Here is a 21,675-nt window from a genome sequence, read left to right as displayed (position 1 = left end):
CGGAGCGGGTACCACATCGCTGCGCGATGTGCAAGCGAAGCGGCTCGCTGCGCTCCCCGCGCCCGTGCGGAGCACGGGCGGTCCCCTCCGCTGCGCTCCTGGGACCGGTGGGGCCGGCCGCTGCGCGCCCGGCGGGCCGCGCATCGCGCGGCCGGGCCCCTCGGGGTCTGACGGTGCGGCTAGTGGGGCCTCCAGTGCGGGAGTTGGGGGAGCGCGGGGCCGCTCCCGGCGGGTCCGCTGCGCTCCCCCGCCTGACGGTCCTTCCGGCTGCGCCTCCAGTCCCTTGGGGCCCGCTGACGCGGGCCTGGCTGGCTGGGAGGGGGTGGGGGTCGCTCGTTCGTGTGGGTTCCAGTGTATCGGATGCATCCGGTAGATGCAGCATGTACCGTTGGCGGAAACACGGGACACCCCCCAACCACCCGGGAACCTCCCCGAATTCCGAGAGGAACGACCGCAGATGACCGGTCACCACAAATCTACCGGACCCGATCCCGCGCTGAGCAGCGATTCTCTGCGCCGGGTGACGCAGTACCAGACGGCGGGCGTCAACGCCCGGCTCCGGCTGTTCGCGCTCCTGGAGGCCCAGGGAGTGCCCGCGAGCGAGGCGGACGACCTGGTGGCCGCGCTGGAGGCCGGAGCGGTCGCCGGGGCGCAGTGCGAGGTGGTGGAGCTGGACGGGATGGCGCCGGCCTCTCGGGGCGAGGTGTTCGAGGACGGCTGGGACGAGGGCGTCAGGACGGTGAGCGAGGCCCTGGTGGGCATCGCGGACCGGGAGTGGTCCCGGCGCGGCGGTCGGTCGGCGGGGGCCGCTGAGCTGGCCGTACATATCGCGGACGTGAGGCAGCGTGAGCGGGCCGACCTGGTGCGGTTGGAGAGGTTCGTCCGGGAGTCCGTACTGCCGGCCACGCACCCGCACACCACGGCGCGGCGCCGGGTCCTGGAGGCGCTGGGCGAGGTCGGCGGTCTGTGCACCGCGCGGACGCGGAACGCGGACGGGGACGTCGTGGTCTGCACGCTCGATGCCGGGCACTACGACCCGGACGACAAGCCGCCCTTCAAGGACGGGAAGCCGGGCGGCTGGCACAAGGCGGATGCGTCGATCTGGAACGACCTCGGTGCGGCCTGCATTCCGCACGCGGCCATCTGAAAGACCACAGGAATTCAGGCTCAGGGGAGGACAGGAAATGTCAGCGATTCAGCTCAAGGAACACCAGGTAGACCAGCGGTCCGCGTTTCGCAGGTGGGTGGGATTCCCTGCAAGGTCATCTGTGCCCCCGCGGGGTGCCCGTGCCACGATCGTGTCAGCGACCGGGTCGGGTAAGACGATCACGGCGGCCGCGTGCGCGCTGGAGAGCTTCGCGGACGGCCGGATCCTCGTCACGGTCCCGACCCTGGACCTGCTCGCCCAGACCGCCCAGGCGTGGCGCCTGGTGGGCCACCGGGCCCCGATGGTCGCGGTGTGCTCGCTGGAGAACGACGCCGTACTGAACTCGCTGGGGGTGCGCACCACCACGAACCCGATCCAGCTCGCCCTGTGGGCCGGGCACGGACCGGTCGTCGTGTTCGCCACGTACGCCTCTCTCGTGGACCGCGAGGACGTGGACGCTCCCGAGGGGCAGCGGAAGGTTCGCGGGCCGCTGGAGGCCGCTCTGGCGGGCGGGGAGCGGCTCTATGGCCAGCGCATGGACGGCTTCGACCTCGCGATCGTGGATGAGGCCCACGGAACCGCTGGTGATCTTGGCCGTCCGTGGGCGGCGATCCACGACAATCAGCGGATCCCGGCGGACTTCCGGCTCTACATGACCGCGACCCCGCGCATCCTCGCCGCGCCCCGGCCGCAGAAGGGCGCGGATGGTCACGAGGTGGAGCTGGCGACCATGGCCGATGACCCGAATGGGACCTACGGCGCGTGGCTCGCGGAGCTTGGTCTGAGCGAGGCGATCGAGCGCGAAATCCTTGCGGGTTTTGAGATCGACGTGCTGGAGATCCGCGATCCTTCGCCGGTTCTCGGGGAGTCGGAGGAGGCGCGGCGCGGCCGGCGTCTGGCGCTCTTGCAGACGGCGCTCCTGGAGCACGCGGCGGCGTACAACCTGCGTACGGTCATGACGTTCCACCAGAAGGTGGAGGAGGCCGCCGCGTTCGCGGAGAAGCTGCCGCAGACGGCTGCCGCGCTGTACGTCAACGACGCCTCCGACGAGGACCTGGCCGCCGCCGACAAGCTGCCGAAGTCCTCGATCGACGCGGAGTTCTACGAGCTGGAGGCCGGCCGCCATGTCCCGCCGGACCGCGTGTGGTCGGCGTGGCTGTGCGGGGATCACCTCGTCTCCGAGCGGCGCGAGGTCTTGCGCCAGTTCGCCAACGGCATCGACGCGACCGGACGCCGGGTGCACCGCGCCTTCCTCGCGAGCGTTCGCGTTCTCGGGGAAGGGGTCGACATCACCGGCGAGCGGGGAGTCGACTCGATCTGCTTCGCGGACACCCGCGGCTCCCAGGTCGAGATCGTGCAGAACATCGGCCGGGCGCTCCGCCTCAACAAGGACGGCAGCACCAAGGTGGCCAGGATCATCGTGCCGGTGTTCCTGGAGCCGAACGAGGACCCGACCGACATGGTCGCCTCCGCCAGCTTCAAGCCGCTCGTGGCCGTGCTCCAGGGCCTGCGTTCGCATGACGAACGTCTGGTCGAGCAGCTCGCTTCCCGGGCGCTCACGAGCGGGAAGCGCAAGGTCCACGTGCAGCGGGACGAGGAGGGGCGGATCGTCGGCGCCGGCGGCGAGGGCGACGGCGAGGACCAGGAGCACGACGAGGACACCGACGCCGCCGCGGAGTCGGCCCTGCTGCACTTCTCCTCTCCCCGGGACGCGGCGACGATCGCGGCGTTCCTGCGCACTCGGGTCTACCGGCCGGAGTCCCTGGTGTGGCTGGAGGGTTACCAGGCCCTGCTGCGGTGGCGGGCGGAGAACGAGATCACCGGCGTCTACGCCGTTCCGTATGACGTCGAGGTCGAGGTAGGGGCGACGAAGTCGTTTCCGCTTGGCCGATGGGTGCATCAGCAGCGGAAGGCGCAGCGGGCCGGGGAGCTGGAGGACCGGCGCAAGACGCTGTTGGACGCCCCGGAGGCCGGGATGGTGTGGGAGCCGGGCGAGGAGGCGTGGGAGAACAAGCTCGCCGCGCTGCGCTCGTACCGGCGGGCCACGGGGCACCTCGCGCCGCGTCAGGACGCGGTGTGGGGCGAGGGCGAGGCGATGGTGCCCATCGGGCAGCACATGGCCAACCTCCGGCGGAAGGGCGGTCTGGGCAAGGACCCCAAGCGCGCGGCGGAGCGCGCGGAGCAGCTGGCGGAGATCGACGAGGACTGGAACTGCCCGTGGCCGCTGAACTGGCAGCGCCATTACCGGGTGCTCGCGGACCTGGTCGACGCCGACGGTCACCTTCCCTACATCGCGCCGGGCGTCATCTTCGACGGTGATGACATCGGCACGTGGAGGTGGCGGCAGCAGGAGGCGGGCACCTGGGCGCAGCTGATGCCCGAGCAGCGGGAGCGGCTGTCCGCGCTGGGCGTGCGGGGTGCCACTCTCCCCGTGGCGGCCGTCGCCCCGGCGGAGCTCCGTCCGGCGCTGGCTGCTGCCCTCGAGGGGGCGAGGAAGGCCGGGAGCAAGGCCGAGGCGGCGTTCCAGCGGGGCCTGGCGGCCCTGGCGCAGTGGGTGGAGAAGGAGGGACAGCGGCCGGTCCCGCGCGGCGCGGTCGTTGAGGTCGAGGTCGACGGCGAGGCGGTGCCGGTGAAGCTGGGGGTATGGATTTCGAACACCAAGTCGAGGCGGGACAGGCTCGACCAGGAGCAGCGCGCCGCCCTCGCCGCGCTGGGGATGGAGTGGGCGGGCGTGGTGCCGGCCGTCGAGGCCGCCCCGGAGCCGCCCGCCCCGCAGCCCGCACCGCCGGCGGCCCCGGCGAAGCGGCGGGTGCGGGAGCACCACGAGGAGTGTGACGGGGAGCTGTACGAGGGCGGGAACTGCACCTGCTGGTCCATCGAGCGGTTCGGGCCGCCCTCCGAACGGGAGAGCTACTTGGACAACCTCTGACCGCTCCCCCGCCGCTGTGAGACCCCGGGCCCGCCGACAGGGCCCGGGGTCTCGTGCGTCAGCCGCGTGGCGGCGGGCTGCTACGGGCGGCGTGAGCGGCCGGGCGCGGCCGGGCTCGGCCTGGAGTCCGGGTCGGTCCCGCGGACCGCCGCCGTGCCGTCCGGATGGGTGATTTCCCTTCGCGTACGCGGGCGCAGTCCTAGCGGAGCGCGCCCAACTTGCCTGTTTTCAAAGGGTCTTGACAGCTTTTCGGGTGTTCTGTCATGTTCTGTCCGCCGCTTCCGGCGAACGAGCGAGAGGTGATCTCATGCGACGAACCGAGTACGACGAGGGCCAGGCCGCCAAGCGTCTGAAGGCGCCTGTAGCCGCCTTCCGGTGGGCCCGGCACACCGGCCTGGTCCCGGCCCCGGACGCGTCGTCGTTCCAGTGGTCCCGGGCCGCCGTGGAGGCGCTGGACGCTGACGCCATCCGGGCCGCGATGCCTTGCCCGCCGATCTCCGGCGGCGCGGCGGCCGACCGGATCGCCGAGGCGCTCGGCACCCCGAACCGGACCATTCACGGCGAGAAGGCGAACGTGACGGCGTTCGTGGTGCGCCGGTTCGTCGACCGCGGCCTCCTGGTCGACCTGAGCGCGAACCCGGACGGGACGCTGCACCACCCCGGCCAGGTCGAGGAGGTCTGCCGCCGCGAGGACCTGGCGGACCTGGTCGCCGCCGACACCCCGCTCGGACCCGAGCAGGCCGCCGCCCGTCTTCGGGTCCGCCGTGCCGACTTCGACCACATGGTCCGGCTCGGCTGGGTCCGCTCCCCGCAGTCGATCGAGGTCCGCTTCGGCACCAGCCGGGCCGGGGCCGTCGACGTCGCGCTCTACACCACGGCGTCCGTCGACGCGGTCGTCCCCGCCCACCCCGAGGTCGACTGGGAGCAGCTGCGCGCGGTGGAGAAGGGCCGGCGCTCTCCGCTCGCGGCGCTGCGCCCGGAGTCGGCGCCCGTACCGGCGTAAGCCCTCCGGGGTGCTCCCGCCCGCGCCCGGCGCCGTCCAGGAGGAGCGACCCGGGGCGCGGGCGTCGTGTCGTTCACGCGAGCCCGGCCGGCTCCCACAGCGGGCGGGCACGTCCCGTCCCGTCGCAGTGGAAGCACCGGCCGCCTCCCGGCGTGCTGCGGGCACCGATGGTGCCGGAGGCGTGCCGGAAGAGCCGGGTGAGTCCGGCGACGTGCGCCTCGTGAACCGTGAGGTCCTGGCGTCTGCTGAGCGTGAGCTCCAGGGCGACCCCGGGCCCGGTGAAGTGAGCATGGGGCAGGTCCCCGGTCATCGCGCGGAGCGTCTCGTTCACCTCACGCATCGTCTCCGCGCCGGTCAGCTGCACCCGGGCCGTGAGGATGGTGTCGGCGGCCGCGGTGAAGGACAGCAGTCCGGCCGGGCGGGCGAGCTGTCCGACACGGCCCACGGGATCGGGATGGGTGTGCTGGAGCTGGGCCAGGGCCTGCCACAGGCCGCCCGGCAGATCCTGGGGTGCGGTCTCTTCTCGGTTGCGTCTCATGCGGCTTGTGTAGGGCCTGCGGTGAGCTGGTGGCGCCGGATGGACCCGTCCGTCCCACGCGTTGGCATGAGGTCTTCGGTGCCCGTTCCGCCCACCGGACCGGATGCTGGTGCTCTGTGGACCGTCCCGTCATGGAACTACCCGCTCTCGCTCGGGTCGATGGGCCCCTGTCAGATCGTGCTTCTGCAGATATCCCGCTTCAAGGGTCTCTAGGAGAAGTAGTCAACGCGATTGCCACCCCTTGACTAGCGCTCTGACGTGCGGGTTTTCGCGTGCCCGGAAATTCTGGGGGCAAGTTGTAGGGCAACTTGTAAGGCAAGTTGTAGGGCGAGTTGAAAGGCAACTTGTAGGGCAAGTTGTAGGGCAACCTCCGTTGCCGCTTCTGTTTGCCACCGCTCAGGGCGAGCCTCCCGTCCGGCCCTTCGCCGGCGGGAGGCTCGCCCAGGAGTCACCTGCGGAAGCGAGAGAGCCAGGTTCCGCCGGCCTTCTGCTCGGGCAGAGCCTGCCCCTGGTGCTGCTCCTGCTCCTGGTGCTGCTCCTGGTGCCGGGACCCGGGCGTCCAGCCGTACTCGTCGAAGGACCGCGCGATTCCTTCCTCCTCCTTCCGGTCGCAGTCCCCGCACAGCTTCGGACGGGCCTCCATGGGGACGGGGCCCCAGCCGGGGCGGTTCACCGCCTTCCACCGCTCATTGGTGAACGCCGCCTTGCACTCGGTGCAGCGTGGGCGATGGGGAAAGCGCAGGAACTCCGTCTGCTGCGCCCAGTCGGGGATCGGCTCCGGGCGGTCGGCCTCTTGAGCGTTGGCGACGGCCTGGTGCTTGCACCCGTCGCACAGCCGCGGGTGGGTGTCGACGGGGACTCCCCAGTTCGTCTTCTCGGCGGCCTCCCAGCGTTCGTCGGTGAACCGTGCCCCGCATGTGGCGCAGGCGGGCCGGCGGGCCTCGCGCTCGGGTGCCTGCTTCGCCACCTGCTCTTGGGCCGCCTGCCGCGCTTTTGCCTGCCGCTCCTGGGCCAGGGCCCGCTGCCGCTGCCGGGCGCGGGCGATGGCGGCGTCGCGGCGGGGGTTGCCGATCGCGTCCAGCAGGGTCTGTGGGCCACTGCGCCCGAAGCGGGCGAACACCTTCCCGGCCGGGCCGTGCTCACGGAGCTGGTTCAGCCCGGTCGCGATGATGGGGATCTTGTTGTCGTAGATGTGATAGCCGTCCTCACCCCACCCTCCCTGCCACAGGTGCCGGGTGAGCTGCATCAGGCGCGGGATGGTGTGGTTGGGGTTGCGCTCGCCGATCCGGTTGAACACCAGCAGCACCGGCGGGTACGGGTGCTCCGCACTCGGGTCGGCCGGGACGCTCCAGCGGGTGCGCCACATCGCCCGCTCGCGGCCGTCGGTGTCCTTCACCTTCCGTTTGAAGAACCGGGCGTACTTCTCCAGCTTGTCGGCGAGTTCCTCGGCGGTCTCGTGGCAGTTGTCGACCTCGATGAACAGCAGCGGCACCCCGTCCTGCGGGGCGGTCAGGACGATGTCGGCCTGGGCGCCGCCCTTGCCGGGCGCGTTCCACGTGCCGGTCGCCGGGAGCGGGACCTCGGTCCAGAACGAGGCGATGGTGCCGATCCCGTCCGGTGAGTCGACGGCGGCCTGCGCGGCGGCCCGGACTTCGGCCGAGTCCTTGGCGAGCCTGGCCATGTTCGGCTTCGGGCGCAACAGGGCGATGACCGTCTCGTTGACGGCCATCGGGTGGGAGGCCCCTGAGGAGCCCGCGCCGCGCGCGGTGGAGCCCATCTCCGTCAACGGCCGCTGCAGCTCGTAGGAGGCGGCCTGCAGGCCCTTGGGGGTCAGGTTCCGCAGCCGGTCCCCCGCCCCGGCCGAGCCGCCGTTCTCGGACAGGCCGTGCCCCCGCATGTCGGAGAGGGCGGCCGTGTGCGAGGCGGTCCGGGCCTGCTTGCGCTTCGACGGGGTCGGCTTGTCGGCGTGCCGGAACGTCAGGTGCGGGGCGCCGATCCGCTGGATCTGGTCCGTCGTCGCGACCTTCAGCGCTCCGAGCACGCGCAGCACGTCGCCGCGATAGCTGTTCGTCGACCCCGCCGGGTTCGTCTTCCGCTTCCCCGCCATCAGCTCTGCTCCCTCGTCGCTCGCGACCGGCCGCCGGCCAACCGCCGCCGCTGCCGCCGCTGCCGCTGGCCGCGCCCGGCCGGGGAGGGCGTCCGGGCCCCCCGGAACCCGATGCTCTCCTCCCATGCGGACATGTAGAGGAGAGAAGAGGGTTGTGACGGCGCGGTTTTCGCGCCGATTGCGGCGCTGACAAGGGCTTTTCCCGCGTCCCCGGGTACCGGGCACCAAAGGGGGTTCCCAAGGGCCCTCCCAAGGGGGCACCCGGGGAGGGCCCTTGGGCTTGCCCCACGCGGGCCGGCCTTCCGGGAGGATCGGCCCGAGCGGCGGTGCTGCCCGGCCTCCGGATAGGTGGTCGTCATCGTCTGGTCTCCTTCGCTGCCCCGGCCGGGGTGGTCGGGGCGAAGGAGCAGCGTGCAGCCGACCCCCTTGTCCGCGGCCTGACCTGTGCCGGTAGCGGACGCTGCCTAGGGGAAACGTGGCTGTGGTCGGGGCGGTAGCGGAGGTGGACAAGGGGTCAGAGCCGGATTCGAGGCCGGGCCGACCCTGCCGGACAAGGGGGCCGCGTTTGCCCCTTGCAGTACCGATTCATCCGATTCGATCGAAGGGAGGGAGAGTTCTCCCCTCCGGCGGCCGGGCTCTGTCCACAGGTCCGCAAATCGAAGGTGGCTTCGAGGCCGCCGCGATCAGCGGGGCGGCCCGTACATGAGGAGCTGTCCGTGATCATGATTCAGAACCCGCCCCTGTCCCAGGTTCCCGGCGTGCCGCTCGTTCCGTTGACGCCGGAGGTGGCAATCAGCGCCTTCGGCTACCTCCGGGCCATTCAGGCCGGCGACACCGAAGCGGCTGCCAAGTTCGCCGACGCCCATCCGCAGATGCCCTCGATGCTCGTCGACGTCGCCGAGCGGATCATCGTCCCGGTCACCGCCCTGTGCGGTCTCGACCCGGACCCGTGCGACGACTCCTTCGCCCTGGAGGCCGTCGGGCGGGTCCTCGTGGCCACCCTGCGCAACTGGTCGATGCAGGCCGGGCCGTGCACCGCGGAAGGCATCGCCCGCGCAGTCATCGACTTCGTCGCGCACATCCTCACCGACGAAGACCTTGAGGACGTCTCCGACGCCTTGTACGAACTGGAGGTCGTCGGCGTGGGCCAGGCCCTTGAGGCGCACCCCGCACCGAACGGTGCGCACCCGACGCACCACACCACCGCGTAGCCGCACCTCCGGGACGGTGGTGGTGCAGCGCGGCGCGCGTGCGCACCACCGTGGTGCGGTCCACCGCACCACGGTGGGCCGACCGCACCGCACCGCACCACCGTGGTGCGCTCCGCCCGCACCGCACCACGCGCACCCGGTGCGCACCAGGTGCGGTGACGGCGTCGGCGGTGCGCGCACCGGCGCACCACACTCCCCTCGCGGTGCGCGCCACCGGCCCCAGCGCACCGCGCCGGGCGCCTGCCACGGCCGGGCGAGCTCCTATATCACACACCCCCTTGACCGCGACCTAACGGAAAGCCCGCACCGGGCCTGGCAAGGGGAAACAGGCGGGATGGCGTACCTGGTCAAGGGGTGATGCGCGCCCGCCGGAACCCGGACAAGGGGTGGGCTGATGGTGCGCGCACCGGTGCGGTGCGGGACATCGGGTGCGGCGCACCGGGTGCGCGCGCGTGCCGGGCGTCGTCGGGTGGTGCGGCGCACCGGGTGCGGTGGCGCACCATGTTGGTGCGCACCACGGTGGAGTCCATCGTCGTCTGGCGCACCGGAGTGGAGCCCACTCGGTGGAGCCCACTCGGTGGAAGTCACCCGGTGGAGCCCACCGAGTGGAGGCCACCCGATGGAGCCCACCGAGTGGAGGCCACTGAGTGGGCTCCACTCAGTGGATGGTGCCCGGCATCGTCACCACAGCCAGGCGCTTGAGTGCCGCACTCGGGACAGGGCACGGGCGTCACGGCGAGCGGCGGCGTTGCCGATCCGGCTTTGCCGGGAGCGGGGCCGGCGCGAGTTCCCGGCGGCGAGGCGGCGCTTGGCGGCTTCCTGGAGTCGCTTGCGCTGCTTGCGCAGCTCCGCCTTCTCCGCGGCCTTCGACTTCGGCTTCCGGGGCCGCTTCCAGATCGGCTGCCATCCCAGCGGCTCGTCGGGGTCGGGCTCCTGGTCCTCGGTGAGCGCGGCGGCCATCTGCTCGCGGGCGGCTCGGGCGCGGGCGAGTGCGTCGTCGGGGTTGGGGCGGTCTTCCGGGGTGTTCACGTGACTCCTCCTGTGGCTCGGCCCGGCGCGGGTTGGATGCCGGGGTGCTGGGTGTGCGGCTGCGGTGTCGTCGCCGGGGTGGGCTGCGGGCGGGGGCCGTGGGCGGCTTCGCGTGCCCGCTGGCTGTCCTGGAGCGTGGCGATCATCTGCGCGCGGGCGGCTTCAAGGGTCTGGCGGGTCTGCTCCACCGCGTCGACGCCGGTCTCCGGCTCCGGGAGACGGCCGTCCTTCCGGCCGTTGCGGAAGGGCTGCGGATGCGACGGCCTCGAGGAGGTGGGCACCGCGACGGTGTACGGGCGAGGGCGGGAGCCCAGGCGCTCCGCTCGCCGGGCGGCGCGGACGCGGGCGGCCAGGGCGTCGGCGGCGAGGCGGGCCCGTTCGTACGGCGGGGCGGACCTTTTGCGGGTGAGCGGGCGCAGCACGGCCTGGTCCTCGGTGTCGCGCGGGTACAGGGCGCGCAGATCGGCGGTCATCCTCCGGCCGCGCCCCACGGGGCGGGTGTAGTCGTCGACGGCCGCCTGCACGATCCGTTCGTCCAGGCCGGGCTCGTGGCGGCGGCCGCGCAGGGCGTAGGAGAGGTGGCGGCGGGCTTCGGCAAGGAGGTGGTGGTGTGCGAAAGCGCCGCGCATCACATACACCACAGCGACGACGTCGACGGCCGCCAGGACGACGTCGACCACCGGCCGCACCCGGGCCCACACCGCCGCGGCCGCCGCCCGCGCCCGCTCGGCGAGCCGGTAGACGGTGCAGGCGCCGAACGCCCGAATCGCCGAATCCCGCCATCGCTTGCGCAGCTCGGTCAGCGACAGCAGCTCGGTGCGCTTGGGCGGGCGGGTCTGGTCGGCGGCCTGACAGGCCAGCGCGTAGCCGGCCTTCTCCCCCGGCACGTGCCCCTGCTCCTCCTCGTACTTGTCCGTGAGAACGGACAGCGCGTCCTGGATCTGCTGGCGGCGGGTCGACTGCCAGCCGATGAGCCGCCGGTCGATCCCGGCTATGTCCATCACAGGCCGGCGGCCGGGCGTCACCTCGCGCGGCTCCCACGCCCACCCGAGCCGAGCGGACACCTCCTCCATGAAGTGGAGGGTGTAGAGGGTGTCGGCGGCGACGATGTTGGCCATCAGCGAGTCCGCAGAGAGGTTGCCCCACTTCCCGTCGTGCGGCCGCCGGGCGCGGATCGAAACCACCGCGTGGTCGTGCAACAGCGGTTTCGACTCGGCAGCGCGGGACTCGTAGTGCCGGAAGACCGCGACGATCAGCCCGTCCTTGACCCGGGCGCGCTGCTTGCCGCCGGCCTTCGAGCGGATCTGTACGACCGACTCCTCCAGCCACGCCAGGGTCTTGTCCCGGGCGACGTCCTGGCACAGCGCCAGCACCAGACGGGTCTGGTCACCTCCGAGCGCCCATGCGATGTGGGCCGTCGGCGGGGGCCGGAAGACCAGGTCGAAGGCCAGCCAGGGGGTGCGCTCCTTGGCCTTGTCGGTCTCGGCCGACTGATTGTGCTCGATGGGCCTGCCCAGCACGGTCGCCCGCCGGGCGCGTGCCGGGCTCTCGCCCTGCGCCAGGAGCTCGCGCTCGATCCGGTCGGCGTCCGGGTGCCGGCCCTCCCCCAGGAGCAGCTCGGCCTGCCGCTCGCTCACCACGTCCCCGGCCGCCAGGCCGAGGGCGGCCAGCCCCCGGCCCTTCCACACTCCGGGCGGGACACCGGCTTCGTCCTGGGCGGCGCGCAGCGGCGTGCCTATGGCGCGGTGGCCGTCGCCGACCATCACGCCACGGAAGAGGTAGCGCACCCCGGCCCCCGGGCGAACTGGCGACATGCTGATCATCGGGCCATGGAACCCCGGCGCTGACCTGCGAGAAAGCGTGATCCGGGGTCCATCCCGCCGGGCGGGAGACCATCACCAGATCTTTACCGGGGCGCCCGTCAGGCGGGCCGCCGGTTCAGCCCGAGACGGTAAGCCGCCGGTGTGTGCACAGTCCGCCGCATGAACACGAACCTGCTCCACGGAGACCTCTGCCCGCTGTGCCGCCGCCCTCTCACGCTGGTCCCGGACGTCATCGTCTACTCGGCCGGCGTGCCGCACCCCACCCGAACCACCTACCTGCCGCACTGCGACAGCTGCACCAGCAACCCGTTCAACTCACAGAAGTGGAACGACGCGATGAACGCCCGCGACGAGAGCTGACCCGGACCGTGCGAATGCTGCGCCACGACCTCATCAACACCACCCAGCGCGACTGAGCACCACGTAACCGACGCCCTTCAACACGAACAGCCACCACCGCCCCCGGCCGACCGGCCGGGGGCTTCGTGCGTCCTGGAGGAGTTCGCCGTGCCCACGTACGAGACCCTGCCGCGCTTCACCGCCGACCTGGACCGCCTCACTCCGGAACAACGCCGCAAGTTCCGTCAGACCGTGGCGGCCTTCGTCGAGGACCTGCGCGCCGGAGGGCGCTTCCGCGCCGGCCTCCGCATCAAGCGTGTTCAACGGGCGACCGGGATCTACGAACTCACCTGGTCCATGGGCGCCGGCCCCGCAGGACGCGCCACGTGGCAATACGGACCAGCCCGTCGCCCTGACACCCCGCACGTGATCTGGCGTCGCATCGGCACCCACGACATCCTCACCGGCCCGTAGCGCCTCACCGGGTCGGTCCGCGCTGGGAGGCGGAGTGCCCGCGGCCTTGTACCGAGGGGGTGGATCGCGGGCGTCATCATGTGATCAGCGCGCACGACCTTGCGCGGCTGCATCTCGTTGGGTGGGACATGAAGCTGACTGGTGAGCCCGGCGGGGTCGAGGCGCTGGCGGAGGAGGCCGTCGTCGCGGCGTGCACGCTGGCCGACGCCGCCGACCCGGCGCGGTGGAGCGCGGGCGCGGTGGAGGATGCGGCCGCTGCCCTGGAAGTCCTCGCCGGTGCGCTCGCCCAGCTCGATCCAGAGTGCGCGGAGATCCTCTCCGTCGTACCGATCGCCGCGGCCGCCGTCGTCGAGCGCGCCGAACAGGCCGCAGCCGGGACGAGCGAGTCCGCCGACGGCAGGGCGACAGCCGGGACGAGCGCGGCGCTGCGCCAGGCGCTCGCCGCTCACGGTCTGACCCGGCACCGTGTCCACCAGCTCGGCGCCGCGCTGGTCACCGTCACGCTGGACGCACCCGAGGCGCAGGCCCTGGCCGCGGTCCTCAGCCGACCCGAAGTCCTCCCCCGGCAGGCGCAGCAGAGAGACGAGGACGGCTGGGGGGCCGGGCCGGCGGAGACCGCGGCCGCCGCGCTCGCTGACGCTCTCCGCGCACACGGCACGGGCGCGTACGCGCGGGTCCTGGCCTCGAGGCAGGTGAGCGCCGGCCTCACCCCGAAGACCGCCCAGGCGGTGGTCGCGGCCCTCACCGCCCGGCCCGGCGCTGCATCACGCGGCAGGCGGCGTGGGCTCGGGCCGGGCTTCAAGGGTGTCGCCTCGCTCTGACTGCCCGGAGCGGTGCCGCCAAAAGTCGCGGGACCTCCCCGATTGGGGAGGTCCCGCTCAACAGGGGGCCCGGCCCGACGGACCGGGTTCTTTACGGCGTAAAGATGGGTCAGCCGTAGAGCTTCATCGCCCTGCCGACCTTGACGTAGGCCATGGCGGCTTCGGACTTGGGGTTGTAGAGCGTGATGGGCAGGGAGGCCGAGTACGACTCAGGCACCTTCACGTCGTCGCGAACGGTGGGCACGACGACCAGTTCGCCGTATGCCTCGCGGACCTGACGCTCTATGTCGAAGTAGACCTTGCCCTGGGAGACGCCGGTGACTCCTTCGCCGATGACGACCCAGTCGAGTCCGTCGCGCATCCCCATGAACCCGAAGGACTTGTGGAGTTCGGCAATCTTGTCTTCGAGCGAGGTCAGGCCGCGGGCTTCCTTCTCCTGACTCTTGGTACACCCGACGATCTCGTGACCGGCGATGAGCGCGCCCTGGGTGCCGAGGTCGAGGTTGCCGGGGCAGTCGAGCAGGATGACGTCGAAGCGGCCGAGGATCTCCGGGAGGAGCCGGAAGAGCCACATTTCGCGTGCGGTGACGCCCGCGAGCTTGACGCTGAGGGTGTCGAGCCTGCCGGATTCCAGGACGAGCCAGAGGCCCGGGATGGCCTCGCCGGTCTTGCTGTGGCGGCCGGGAACGAGGGCCTCGGTCAGGGTGCAGATGCCGTCGACGACGTCGATGAGGGTGGGCAGTTCCTCGTCAGCGTCGGGGTCGTCGTAGCCGAGGAGGCGGGAGACGTCGCGCTGCCGGTCCAGGCCGATGACGCAGACGGTCAGGCCGTGCGCGGCGGCCTGCTCGGCGAGGGCGGCGGCCAGGGTGCTCTTGCCGGAGCCGGCAGAGCCGCTGGCGAGCGTCAGGACGCGGGTCTTGCGACCGGTGTCGGCGGGCGGGGTCAGGGTGTCGATGCTCACGGGTTCTCCGCTCTACGCCGCTGGAGCGGGCTCGGCGTCGGTGGGCCGGTAGTCGGTGTGAGTCTCCAGCCAGTCCGCGTACGCGCGAGCGTGAGCGGAGTCGGTGCCACTCGTACGGGTGGCGTGGAGTTCGCACTGAGCCAGGGCCAGGGCCAGGGCGGCGCGGAGCTGGCGGTCGGTGCCTTCCTCGCCCGCCAGGGACGCCAGGTTCAGCGCGGAGGATCCCTCGGCGGTTTCGGTGAGCCACTGCCCGGCGAGCGCGACGGCCTCGTCGGGGGCGACCGGGGCCTGGGCGGCGATGATGGAGAGGCGGGCGAGATCGCCTGCCCCTGCGGCGACGGCGATGAGGCAGGCTTCGCGCCTGACCTTCGCAGCCTCGTCCAGCGGGGCGCCGTCTCCGCCGCCGGCTCCTCCCTGCGCGGGTACCTTGCCGGCCTTCTTGGCCTTGGGCTGCTTCACGGCCGTCGGGTCGGCGGCGCGGCTCGCGGCTCGCTTCTGCTCGACCTTCCACGCCGCGAGCTGCTCTTCGCGGCCCTTGATCTTGCCGAGGTCCCGTGCGATCTCGATGGTCATGCCCGGAGCGCGCGTCTCCAGGGCTTCGCGGAGCTCGGGCTGGAGATTGCCCAGACGGCGGCGCTGGGAGACCCAGCCGGGGGACTTGCCGAGCCTCTTGGCGACCGCGTCGTAGGTACCGAGCTCCGCCTTGAGGTCTTCGATCGTGGCGAGTTCCTCGAAGGGGCGGAGCTCCTCGCGAGCGATGTTCTCGATCGCCGCCGCGACGAGGATCTCCTCCCGCGTCGTCAGCTTGGTGTTCAGGTGCACCGGCAGGGTCTCCAGCCCTGCACGGCGCGCGGCGGCCAGGCGGCGGTTACCGCCGATGACCACGTACCCCGTGACCGGAAGCCCGTCTGCGTTCTCAGGGAAGGCGGCCCGGAAGGTGTCCACCGGGATGACGAGACAGGGCTGCAGGACTCCTGCGGTCTCGTAGGTGTCCGCGAGTCCTTCGACGCCCTCCAGGTCCCGGCGGGCGTTGCGCGGGTTGTGGACGAGGGAGTCGAGGGGCATCTCCGGAGTGGATACGTTGCCAGCGACCGCCGCGCTCTGCGCGTTCACCGCGGCCTGCTGTTCCCGCTGGGCCGCGAGCTGTCGCCTCCGCTCCGCTACGGAAAGCCCCTCGTTCTGCGCGCCGGCCATTCACACTCCAGGTAGGTCTTGCCGATGTCTCGGCCTGGAGCTTAGCGAGCACCCAAGTCGCCGGAGGCGCGCCCCGCATCTTTACGCCGTAAAGAGCGCGCTCGTCGGGGTGGAGTGAGGCGCTCGATCTTTACGGCGTAAAGAAGTCGGCAGCGGGATCCGGGCCCCTTGGTGAGACCGGGGCGAGGGCGTCGCCCCTCAGTCGGGGAGCCCGCTTCGGGCACCAGCGGCATGGCGGCGGGGCCTAGAAACACGAAAAGGCCGGCGCCCCGCGAGGATGCGGGGCGCCGGCCTTCGTCGTGGCGGCGAGGTCAGCGGACCTTCATGTTCACGCGCTCGCTCCGGTGCCGGTGTCGGCTGCCTTGAGGACACGGGGGAGGTGGACGTGGAGGTGGGCGACATCGACCTGGCGGCCGCGGGCGCGAAGTTCTCGGGCGAGGAGGTCCGTGAGGCCGGCTGCCCTGTGCTTGCCGCCCGCACAGCCGATGGCGATATGGCGGGGGCCGGCGGGGAGGTCGGCGTAGTCGGCGAGGTTGGCGAGCAGCTCGCGGGCGCCGGGGGTGCTTAGGACGATGTCCTGGACGCGGGGGTTGAGGCCGTCGAGGTCGAGGATGTCGCGGGCGGCGGCGGGGTCACGGAGCCGGTCGCGGACGTCCTCGATCCGGTCGGCGGCGGGCGGGACGGGGGAGCCGTCCGGGCCGGTGGGCAGGTGCAGGTAGCCGAACGATGTCAGGCGGATCGGGTGCAAGGGAGTTCCTCCTGCTTGGTAGTGGAAGGGCGGGTGGAGCTCCGCGTCGGGCGGGTGCGGAGCTCGGTGGTGCTACTGGGCCGTGGTGTCGGTGACCACGAGGAACTGGTCGCTGGTGAGGTCCATGACGACGCGGGCGTCGGTGCCCTGGGCGCGTTGGGCGGCGGCGTACTCGTCGGCGGGCCAGGAGCCGCGGGGGTGGCCGGCAGGGAACCGCTCCAGGACGGTGCGCTGCGCGGGGACGGTGGTCGTCATCGCGGGCCGCCGTTCTCGTAGGTGTCGATGAGGTCGCCGATCGCGTCGGAGTTGGCGGCCTCGCCGACCCAGTGGCCGGACGCGGTGAACACCGGGACCTGGTCGCGGTCGGCGTCGAAGACGACGACGTAGTTCGCGAACCGTTCCAGTACGAGGTCATAGGGCATGAGGGCCGGGGCGGCCTCGAGGACCTCCAGGCCGTCGACGGTGAAGTGGGCGGGGGCCTCGGGGTCATCGAGCCGGACCAGGGTGCCAGTGACGCGCACGAGGTCGCCGCGCTGGATCTCGCGCAGCAGGACATCGGCGATGCGCGGGTCGCCGGTGGTGCAGGCGTACACGGTGTCCGGGGCGTCGGGGGCGAGGGTGTCCGCGTCGGCGGGGGAGTGGATCAGGTCGAAGCGGGCGGTGCCCCAGCTGGTGCCGGGGGCCGGGATCGCGTCGACGTAGCCGTCTATGGCCAGGTGCGTCTGGGGGTTCATCAGCTGGCCTCCGCCAGGGTCTCGGTGGTGCGAGGGGAGCGGGGTCGGGTGGTGCGCTGCGCGAGGACCAGGAGCTCGCGGTTGCGTTGGCGCTGTGCGTCGGTGAGCGGGCGGGCCTTGGTGCCGTGGCGGTGCCAGAGCGGGGAGGCGGGCGGCTCGGGGTAGGCGAGGGCACGGTCGACGTCGTGGTCGGTGCTGCTCATGGGGGCCTCCGTGTGGAGGGGAAGTTCAGGCGTGGTCCTTGCTCTTGCCGCTCTTGGGCGGGTCGGAGACGAACCGGGTCTCGCCGGGATGCGCCGCGTTCCAGAGCTCCGCGCACGTCTTGTGCACGGCCTCTCCGGCGTGGGACCTCAGCGGGGTGGTCTTCCGGCACAGCACGCACCGCTCGGGCCAGGCGAAGTGCCTGCCGTCGTGCCAGTCCAGGAGTGGGACCGGCACGGCGGGCGGCTCGGGCGGTGCGGGCGCGGGTCGACGGCGGGTGCTCACGGACGCAGGTCGGGCAGCTGCTGACGCACCTGCGCGACCAGGTCCTCGGTGGGCTTCCAGGGCCCGAGCTGCCCGCGTGCGGGGATCGGCAGGGCGAGCTCCTGGACGTCGGTGAGCTCTAGGTGCCACAGGCCGGGCTCCGCCCACTCGGTACAGGGCGGGGAACCGTCCGGGTCCTGGTGGCAGCCGGTCAGCCGGGCGACGCCGATCACGGCGCCGGTCGGCAGGTCGCGGCCACGGATCGTGCGGGCGACGTGCGGCAGGCGCAGGGCAGGCCGGTCGGTCTGGAGCCCTGCGTGCAGCAGGAGCCAGTCGCGCCAGGACCAGTGCTGCGGACGGTTCTCGATCGTCTTGGCCCCGGCGGCGATGCACGCGGCCCACGGCTGCTTGACGCTGATGCCGCGGATCCAGTCGCCCGCCGGCGGAAGGGCTGCTGTGGTCATGCGGCTCGCCCCCAGACTGCCGTGCCCGGACGCCCGGCCCGGCGGCCGTTGACGGACGGGATCGTGGCGTGTGCGGCGGTGGCGAGGTGGGCGCGTCCGGAGTGCTTGCCGTCGTACAGGGCGGCGTCGGCGGCCCGCTGCAACGCCGTCAGGTCGCGGGTGCCGAGGACACCAGTTGCCGCGGCGCCGACCGATGCGGCGACGTCGACGGTGCGGCCGTCGTCCAGAACGACCGGCGTGTGCAGCATCCGGACCAGCTGCGCGAGGCGCTGCTCCAGAAGCGCGGCGGGCACCTGGACCACGACGGCGAACTCATCGCCTCCGAGGCGGCCGACGGACGCGCGCGGGCCCGCCCACGCGGTGAGCCGGGCGGCGGTCGCGGCCAGGACGGCGTCCCCGACCGGGTGCCCGAAGTTGTCGTTCACGGCCTTGAAGTGGTCCTGGTCGACCATCACCACGGCCAGGTCGTCGCGGCGGGTCAGGAGCCGGCGGGCGCGGGCGGTGTAGGAGTCGCGGCGCAGCAGCCCGGTCAGCGGGTCCTTCTGCGTGGCGGCGAGCCGCTTGTGCAGAGCGACCGCGTGCACCGCCCAGCCGGTCAGCGGCACAGCCGCCGTCGTCAGGAGGAGTGCGCGCTGCCCGATTCGGGCCTGTGTGCGCAGGACGGAGTCCATACTGGGGATCTCCCTCTCGTCTCGTACGGGGTGGGAAGGCCCGGGGCAGGCGAACTGGTTTGGACGCCGATGTGCGCCTGTCCCGGGGCGTAGCTACAGCTCGAAGTCGCCGTCGTCGGCGCGGGTGAAGCTGTACGGGTTGTTCCAGCGGCCGGCGGTCGCCGCCTTCCAGTCGAGCTCCCAGCCGGGCCGGTAGCCGCGCGCCGTCCAGCCGTCCGGCCGCCTGCCGGGGACCTCGAGTCCGGCCTGCCGCGCGGCGGCGGCCTGGTCGTAGACCTCGTGGGCGATCCGTACGGCGGCGCTGCGGCTGTCGGCGTGGCCGGTGAAAACGTGCACACCGCGCAGGCCGCCGGTGTTCCTTATCGGGACGTCGACCTCGTAGAGGGGGAGCAGGGTCATGACGTCCATCTCCTTTCGTTCTTCTCGGCGGTGAGGGACCACCGCGACCGCCCCGGCCTCCGTCGAACGGGGCCGGGGCGGCACGGAAGGCCATCACCCGCTACGGCGCGGACGGCTCCTCGGGGGAGACCTCGTAGACGTCGATGACGTCCTCGCCGCCGGACCAGGTGCCGGGGGCGTGCCGGATGTAGACGATGTGCAGCGGGGCGCCGTCGCGGGCGGCGACGTCGTACTCGTGGACCAGGTGCTTCTTGAGGGCCGAGCGGACGGCCGGGGCCACGGACCGGGCGGGCATCCGCGACGGGAACGGCAGCAGTCGGGCGCCGTTGACGGTGGTGTACTGCAGGGCTTGACGCGGCCAGAGGCGGGCGGCGTTCATCGCGCCGTGCTCGCGCAGGGCCTGGAAGTGGGAGTCGTAGTACGCCTTCGCGGCGGCGGACATGGCCATGAGCAGGTCTCCTTCGGCGTGCCGGTTCGGATCAGAAGTCGAGCTGGATCGTGATGGGCTTGCGACGGTCGCCGTAGTCGCGGCGGGGGTCGTGGACGGTGCGGCGGTGCGCGGCGAGACCCGCCGCGCCGCCCTGGACCGGGACGCGGCACTCACCGCAGCCGTGCCACCACTCGTCCCCGGCCGGGAGTTCGGCCGGGGTGAGCGGGTGCGGGTGCGGTCCGTCGGCGGCGCGGCTCATTCGCGGACCGCCGCGGCGTACTGCTCTTCCAGGTCGGCACGCCCGGCGGCGTCGTCGTCCATGCCGGCCGCGTGGTCGTCGGCCTCCTGGTCGACGTCGTCGTAGCCGCCGTGGACGTCGCAGACGATGTCGTCGCGGTGGTCCAGGTCGCCGGTGAGCGCGCGGTGCAGGCAGGTGACGCTGTAGGCCGGCGTCCAGGCGGTGGCGCCGCATCCAGGGTCGAACGGGCACGGCACGCGCACGTCGAACCCGATGTCGCCCTCGCCGTCGACGTCCAGGCGCAGCGCGAGGGTCAGGGACTGCCCGCCGAGGCGGATCTCGCCGACGCGGTCACCGCCCGCGATGTCGGAGCCGTCCTTCCACCGCCACATCGGCACGATCTCCTCGCCGAAGAAGCGACGTACGAGGAGCAGGTGGCCCAGGCCGTCGCCGCCGTCCAGGCCGAGGTCGGCCTGGCGGGCCGCGCTCAGGTCCCGCAGGTACGGCTCCAGCCGGTTCAGGTCGTGGGCGAAGAGGACCTGGTTGAAGCCCTCCCGGGCGAGGCTCTGGTGGGAGAAGGTCATCGCCTCGTGCTGGCGCCGGACGACGTCGTCGGGCACGCGCCGGTTGGCCGGGCGCGGCCCTTGCCGCTGGAGGCACAGCGACAGCGGCGTGGAGACGACGACCGCGACCGTCGGCACGCCGTACTTCTTCGCCGTCATCACCAGCTCGACCCTGATGGCCTCTTCGACGTTGGTGGCGTCGATGACCGTGTTCAGGCGGCGGGCCATCCGGCGCTCCAGGATGAGCTTGAGGAGGTCGGCGGCGTCGGTGGTGGCGGCCTGATTGCCCGGGTCGTCGCTGACCGTGCCCCTCAGAGCGTCGAGGGAGAGGACCTGGGAGGCCGGCCAGGTGCGGGCCAGGGTGCTCTTCCCGGCGCCGCTGGCGCCGATCAGCACGACGAGCGCGTTCTCCGGAAGCTGCGGCTGGGTCTGACTCACGTGTCGTCTCCTTGCGGTTCGAGGGCGCGGGCGGCCCAGGTCATGCGCTGCCCGGCGTTTTCGGTGATCAGGGCGGCGGCCTCGTGCAGGGAGCGGGAGGCGACGCCGTCGCGGTAGGGCTCGAGCTGCTCCGCCTTGCGGGCGGCGGTGCTGACGAGCTGGGCGAGCGCGGGGAAGAGGCCGCCGGGAACGTCGATGTCCTCCTGGAGCTCGCGCAGGATCTCGGCGAGCTCGGGGGCGTCGATGTCGTCGGCGGTCAGGTCGTCCTCGATCTGCTGGAGGGCGAGCTGGGCGATGCCGAGCGAGGCGCGCACCCTGTCCAGGCGGGTGCGGGGGCGTGCGGTCACCGGGTCTTCGCCCCGATGGTGGCGACCAGCGCGGCGGCCGTTTCCCAGCCGTGGTGCCAGGCGCTGTCCAGGCAGTACGCGCCGTTGATGCCGTGATCGGCCAGGCGCCAGAAGTTGCCCTTGCCGGTCTTCGTGGCGAGCGTCTCCAGGAGCCCGCCCGGCACTCGGCGGTCCGCGGCGTAGTGCGTGACGAACGACAGGGCGAGCGCGGCCGCGGCGGCGCCGGGGTGCAGCCGGATGCCCAGGACGCGGGCGCCGGCCCCGACCGCGAGGGCCTGGGTGGCGGTGTAGGTCAGGCAGTGCCAGGCGCACGCCTTGATGCCGTCCGAGGTGCCGTGGACGGTCGGTTCGTCGTCCGGGGTGGCGGCGAAGTGGACCGGCTTGTCGTCGGTGGCGCCCTTGACCCGGGCGCAGTAGTCGGACTGCACGAAATGATCACCGACGTTCGACCCGGCGCGGCCCAGTCCGAGGACGGCGGCGAAGAGGGCGGAGCGATGCGTCATGCTGGGTTTCTCCTGATCTCGAAGGGTGAAGGAGCGGGTGGCCGGCCCTTTGCCGATGCGCGGCCACCCGAGGTCCGACCCCGGCCGCACCGGCCGGGG

Annotated in this window: 26 protein-coding genes; 7 read left to right on the top strand and 19 right to left on the bottom strand. The window is 72.4% G+C overall.

Annotation, left to right across the window (positions count from 1 at the left end; genetic code table 11):
* Positions 1–520: 520 nt before the first annotated feature.
* The 3 genes from AB0Q96_RS37955 to AB0Q96_RS37945 all read left to right on the top strand — a co-directional run bounded on the left by AB0Q96_RS37955 (position 521) and on the right by AB0Q96_RS37945 (position 5,079).
* Complete coding sequence (locus AB0Q96_RS37955) at positions 521–1,147, top strand: hypothetical protein (protein ID WP_365333728.1); 627 nt, start codon at positions 521–523, stop codon at positions 1,145–1,147.
* A 37-nt stretch (positions 1,148–1,184) separates the two neighbouring features.
* Positions 1,185–4,076 (top strand): Helicase associated domain protein, encoded by a 2,892-nt coding sequence (locus AB0Q96_RS37950; RefSeq protein WP_365333726.1) that lies wholly within the window; start codon positions 1,185–1,187, stop codon positions 4,074–4,076.
* Positions 4,077–4,383: 307 nt separating this feature from the next.
* A complete protein-coding gene (locus AB0Q96_RS37945; RefSeq protein WP_365333724.1) occupies positions 4,384–5,079 on the top strand; it encodes a hypothetical protein in 696 nt (231 codons plus the stop codon).
* 73 nt (positions 5,080–5,152) lie between these two features.
* Here the strand turns inward: AB0Q96_RS37945 and AB0Q96_RS37940 are convergent, their stop codons facing one another.
* Positions 5,153–5,617: a hypothetical protein gene (locus AB0Q96_RS37940; RefSeq protein WP_365333722.1), complete on the bottom strand. Its 465-nt coding sequence runs from the start codon at positions 5,615–5,617 to the stop codon at positions 5,153–5,155.
* Between the two features lie 448 nt (positions 5,618–6,065).
* A complete protein-coding gene (locus tag AB0Q96_RS37935; protein ID WP_365333720.1) occupies positions 6,066–7,724 on the bottom strand; it encodes a replication-relaxation family protein in 1,659 nt (552 codons plus the stop codon).
* A 722-nt stretch (positions 7,725–8,446) separates the two neighbouring features.
* Between AB0Q96_RS37935 and AB0Q96_RS37930 the strand changes: the two genes are divergently transcribed.
* The gene (locus tag AB0Q96_RS37930) at positions 8,447–8,935 is read left to right on the top strand and encodes a hypothetical protein (RefSeq protein WP_365333734.1); all 489 of its coding nucleotides are present in this window, start codon (positions 8,447–8,449) and stop codon (positions 8,933–8,935) included.
* 681 nt (positions 8,936–9,616) lie between these two features.
* Here the strand turns inward: AB0Q96_RS37930 and AB0Q96_RS37925 are convergent.
* Positions 9,617–9,964 (bottom strand): hypothetical protein, encoded by a 348-nt coding sequence (locus tag AB0Q96_RS37925; RefSeq protein ID WP_365333718.1) that lies wholly within the window; start codon positions 9,962–9,964, stop codon positions 9,617–9,619.
* Entirely contained in the window at positions 9,961–11,787 is a 1,827-nt protein-coding gene (mobF, locus tag AB0Q96_RS37920; protein ID WP_365333716.1) for a MobF family relaxase, read from the bottom strand. Before mobF ends, AB0Q96_RS37925 begins: the two co-directional genes overlap by 4 nt.
* Before the next feature lie 159 nt (positions 11,788–11,946).
* Between mobF and AB0Q96_RS37915 the strand changes: the two genes are divergently transcribed.
* The 3 genes from AB0Q96_RS37915 to AB0Q96_RS37905 all read left to right on the top strand — a co-directional run bounded on the left by AB0Q96_RS37915 (position 11,947) and on the right by AB0Q96_RS37905 (position 13,421).
* On the top strand, positions 11,947–12,147 hold the full coding sequence (locus AB0Q96_RS37915; protein ID WP_365333714.1) for a hypothetical protein: 201 nt from the start codon (positions 11,947–11,949) through the stop codon (positions 12,145–12,147).
* Between the two features lie 147 nt (positions 12,148–12,294).
* Positions 12,295–12,600: a hypothetical protein gene (locus AB0Q96_RS37910; protein WP_365333712.1), complete on the top strand. Its 306-nt coding sequence runs from the start codon at positions 12,295–12,297 to the stop codon at positions 12,598–12,600.
* Between the two features lie 128 nt (positions 12,601–12,728).
* Positions 12,729–13,421, top strand: coding sequence for a hypothetical protein (locus AB0Q96_RS37905; RefSeq protein WP_365333710.1), 693 nt, complete (start codon positions 12,729–12,731; stop codon positions 13,419–13,421).
* A gap of 109 nt (positions 13,422–13,530) precedes the next feature.
* On the opposite strand, the gene AB0Q96_RS37900 is transcribed toward AB0Q96_RS37905, so the two are convergent.
* The 15 genes from AB0Q96_RS37900 to AB0Q96_RS37830 form a co-directional block, all read right to left on the bottom strand.
* Positions 13,531–14,382 carry a ParA family protein gene (locus AB0Q96_RS37900; protein WP_365333707.1) on the bottom strand — a complete coding sequence of 284 codons (852 nt, stop codon included), beginning with the start codon at positions 14,380–14,382 and terminating at the stop codon, positions 13,531–13,533.
* Positions 14,383–14,394: 12 nt separating this feature from the next.
* Complete coding sequence (locus AB0Q96_RS37895) at positions 14,395–15,576, bottom strand: ParB/RepB/Spo0J family partition protein (RefSeq protein WP_365333705.1); 1,182 nt, start codon at positions 15,574–15,576, stop codon at positions 14,395–14,397.
* A 328-nt stretch (positions 15,577–15,904) separates the two neighbouring features.
* Positions 15,905–16,324: an RNase adapter RapZ gene (locus tag AB0Q96_RS37890; RefSeq protein ID WP_365333703.1), complete on the bottom strand. Its 420-nt coding sequence runs from the start codon at positions 16,322–16,324 to the stop codon at positions 15,905–15,907.
* A 72-nt stretch (positions 16,325–16,396) separates the two neighbouring features.
* A complete protein-coding gene (locus tag AB0Q96_RS37885) occupies positions 16,397–16,579 on the bottom strand; it encodes a hypothetical protein (RefSeq protein ID WP_365333701.1) in 183 nt (60 codons plus the stop codon).
* A complete protein-coding gene (locus tag AB0Q96_RS37880; protein WP_365333700.1) occupies positions 16,576–17,058 on the bottom strand; it encodes a hypothetical protein in 483 nt (160 codons plus the stop codon). The genes AB0Q96_RS37885 and AB0Q96_RS37880 overlap by 4 nt, the downstream gene beginning before the upstream one ends.
* On the bottom strand, positions 17,058–17,261 hold the full coding sequence (locus tag AB0Q96_RS37875; RefSeq protein ID WP_365333698.1) for a hypothetical protein: 204 nt from the start codon (positions 17,259–17,261) through the stop codon (positions 17,058–17,060). The genes AB0Q96_RS37880 and AB0Q96_RS37875 overlap by 1 nt, the downstream gene beginning before the upstream one ends.
* Positions 17,262–17,286: 25 nt before the next feature.
* Positions 17,287–17,544, bottom strand: a complete 258-nt coding sequence (locus tag AB0Q96_RS37870; RefSeq protein WP_365333696.1) for a hypothetical protein — start codon at positions 17,542–17,544, stop codon at positions 17,287–17,289.
* Positions 17,541–17,987: a hypothetical protein gene (locus AB0Q96_RS37865; RefSeq protein ID WP_365333694.1), complete on the bottom strand. Its 447-nt coding sequence runs from the start codon at positions 17,985–17,987 to the stop codon at positions 17,541–17,543. The genes AB0Q96_RS37870 and AB0Q96_RS37865 overlap by 4 nt, the downstream gene beginning before the upstream one ends.
* The gene (locus tag AB0Q96_RS37860; RefSeq protein ID WP_365333692.1) at positions 17,984–18,658 is read right to left on the bottom strand and encodes a GGDEF domain-containing protein; all 675 of its coding nucleotides are present in this window, start codon (positions 18,656–18,658) and stop codon (positions 17,984–17,986) included. Before AB0Q96_RS37860 ends, AB0Q96_RS37865 begins: the two co-directional genes overlap by 4 nt.
* Before the next feature lie 93 nt (positions 18,659–18,751).
* On the bottom strand, positions 18,752–19,066 hold the full coding sequence (locus AB0Q96_RS37855) for a hypothetical protein (RefSeq protein WP_365333690.1): 315 nt from the start codon (positions 19,064–19,066) through the stop codon (positions 18,752–18,754).
* A 91-nt stretch (positions 19,067–19,157) separates the two neighbouring features.
* Positions 19,158–19,505, bottom strand: coding sequence for a hypothetical protein (locus tag AB0Q96_RS37850; RefSeq protein WP_365333689.1), 348 nt, complete (start codon positions 19,503–19,505; stop codon positions 19,158–19,160).
* Positions 19,506–19,536: 31 nt separating this feature from the next.
* Positions 19,537–19,746, bottom strand: coding sequence for a hypothetical protein (locus AB0Q96_RS37845; protein ID WP_365333687.1), 210 nt, complete (start codon positions 19,744–19,746; stop codon positions 19,537–19,539).
* Positions 19,743–20,726: an AAA family ATPase gene (locus AB0Q96_RS37840; RefSeq protein WP_365333685.1), complete on the bottom strand. Its 984-nt coding sequence runs from the start codon at positions 20,724–20,726 to the stop codon at positions 19,743–19,745. The genes AB0Q96_RS37845 and AB0Q96_RS37840 overlap by 4 nt, the downstream gene beginning before the upstream one ends.
* Positions 20,723–21,073, bottom strand: coding sequence for a hypothetical protein (locus AB0Q96_RS37835; RefSeq protein WP_365333683.1), 351 nt, complete (start codon positions 21,071–21,073; stop codon positions 20,723–20,725). Before AB0Q96_RS37835 ends, AB0Q96_RS37840 begins: the two co-directional genes overlap by 4 nt.
* Complete coding sequence (locus AB0Q96_RS37830) at positions 21,070–21,576, bottom strand: hypothetical protein (protein ID WP_365333681.1); 507 nt, start codon at positions 21,574–21,576, stop codon at positions 21,070–21,072. The genes AB0Q96_RS37835 and AB0Q96_RS37830 overlap by 4 nt, the downstream gene beginning before the upstream one ends.
* Positions 21,577–21,675 lie beyond the last annotated feature (99 nt).

Origin of the sequence: Streptomyces sp. NPDC093111, assembly GCF_040683955.1 — a bacterium.
GTDB lineage: Bacteria > Actinomycetota > Actinomycetes > Streptomycetales > Streptomycetaceae > Streptomyces.
The sequence above is the reverse complement of the archived record's forward strand: the minus strand, read 5'-3'. Positions and strand labels throughout refer to the sequence as shown.

What these genes read in the sequence shown, in the direction of transcription:
- AB0Q96_RS37915 (WP_365333714.1), top strand. Translation starts at nt 11,947, where the DNA reads ATGAACACGAACCTGCTCCACGGAGACCTCTGCCCGCTGTGCCGCCGC.
- AB0Q96_RS37940 (WP_365333722.1), bottom strand. Translation starts at nt 5,617, where the DNA reads ATGAGACGCAACCGAGAAGAGACCGCACCCCAGGATCTGCCGGGCGGC.
- AB0Q96_RS37830 (WP_365333681.1), bottom strand. Translation starts at nt 21,576, where the DNA reads ATGACGCATCGCTCCGCCCTCTTCGCCGCCGTCCTCGGACTGGGCCGC.
- AB0Q96_RS37880 (WP_365333700.1), bottom strand. Translation starts at nt 17,058, where the DNA reads ATGAACCCCCAGACGCACCTGGCCATAGACGGCTACGTCGACGCGATC.
- AB0Q96_RS37935 (WP_365333720.1), bottom strand. Translation starts at nt 7,724, where the DNA reads ATGGCGGGGAAGCGGAAGACGAACCCGGCGGGGTCGACGAACAGCTAT.
- AB0Q96_RS37950 (WP_365333726.1), top strand. Translation starts at nt 1,185, where the DNA reads ATGTCAGCGATTCAGCTCAAGGAACACCAGGTAGACCAGCGGTCCGCG.
- AB0Q96_RS37875 (WP_365333698.1), bottom strand. Translation starts at nt 17,261, where the DNA reads ATGAGCAGCACCGACCACGACGTCGACCGTGCCCTCGCCTACCCCGAG.
- mobF (WP_365333716.1), bottom strand. Translation starts at nt 11,787, where the DNA reads ATGATCAGCATGTCGCCAGTTCGCCCGGGGGCCGGGGTGCGCTACCTC.
- AB0Q96_RS37845 (WP_365333687.1), bottom strand. Translation starts at nt 19,746, where the DNA reads ATGAGCCGCGCCGCCGACGGACCGCACCCGCACCCGCTCACCCCGGCC.
- AB0Q96_RS37930 (WP_365333734.1), top strand. Translation starts at nt 8,447, where the DNA reads ATGATTCAGAACCCGCCCCTGTCCCAGGTTCCCGGCGTGCCGCTCGTT.
- AB0Q96_RS37850 (WP_365333689.1), bottom strand. Translation starts at nt 19,505, where the DNA reads ATGGCCATGTCCGCCGCCGCGAAGGCGTACTACGACTCCCACTTCCAG.
- AB0Q96_RS37860 (WP_365333692.1), bottom strand. Translation starts at nt 18,658, where the DNA reads ATGGACTCCGTCCTGCGCACACAGGCCCGAATCGGGCAGCGCGCACTC.
- AB0Q96_RS37945 (WP_365333724.1), top strand. Translation starts at nt 4,384, where the DNA reads ATGCGACGAACCGAGTACGACGAGGGCCAGGCCGCCAAGCGTCTGAAG.
- AB0Q96_RS37905 (WP_365333710.1), top strand. Translation starts at nt 12,729, where the DNA reads ATGAAGCTGACTGGTGAGCCCGGCGGGGTCGAGGCGCTGGCGGAGGAG.
- AB0Q96_RS37865 (WP_365333694.1), bottom strand. Translation starts at nt 17,987, where the DNA reads ATGACCACAGCAGCCCTTCCGCCGGCGGGCGACTGGATCCGCGGCATC.
- AB0Q96_RS37895 (WP_365333705.1), bottom strand. Translation starts at nt 15,576, where the DNA reads ATGGCCGGCGCGCAGAACGAGGGGCTTTCCGTAGCGGAGCGGAGGCGA.
- AB0Q96_RS37855 (WP_365333690.1), bottom strand. Translation starts at nt 19,066, where the DNA reads ATGGACGTCATGACCCTGCTCCCCCTCTACGAGGTCGACGTCCCGATA.
- AB0Q96_RS37885 (WP_365333701.1), bottom strand. Translation starts at nt 16,579, where the DNA reads ATGACGACCACCGTCCCCGCGCAGCGCACCGTCCTGGAGCGGTTCCCT.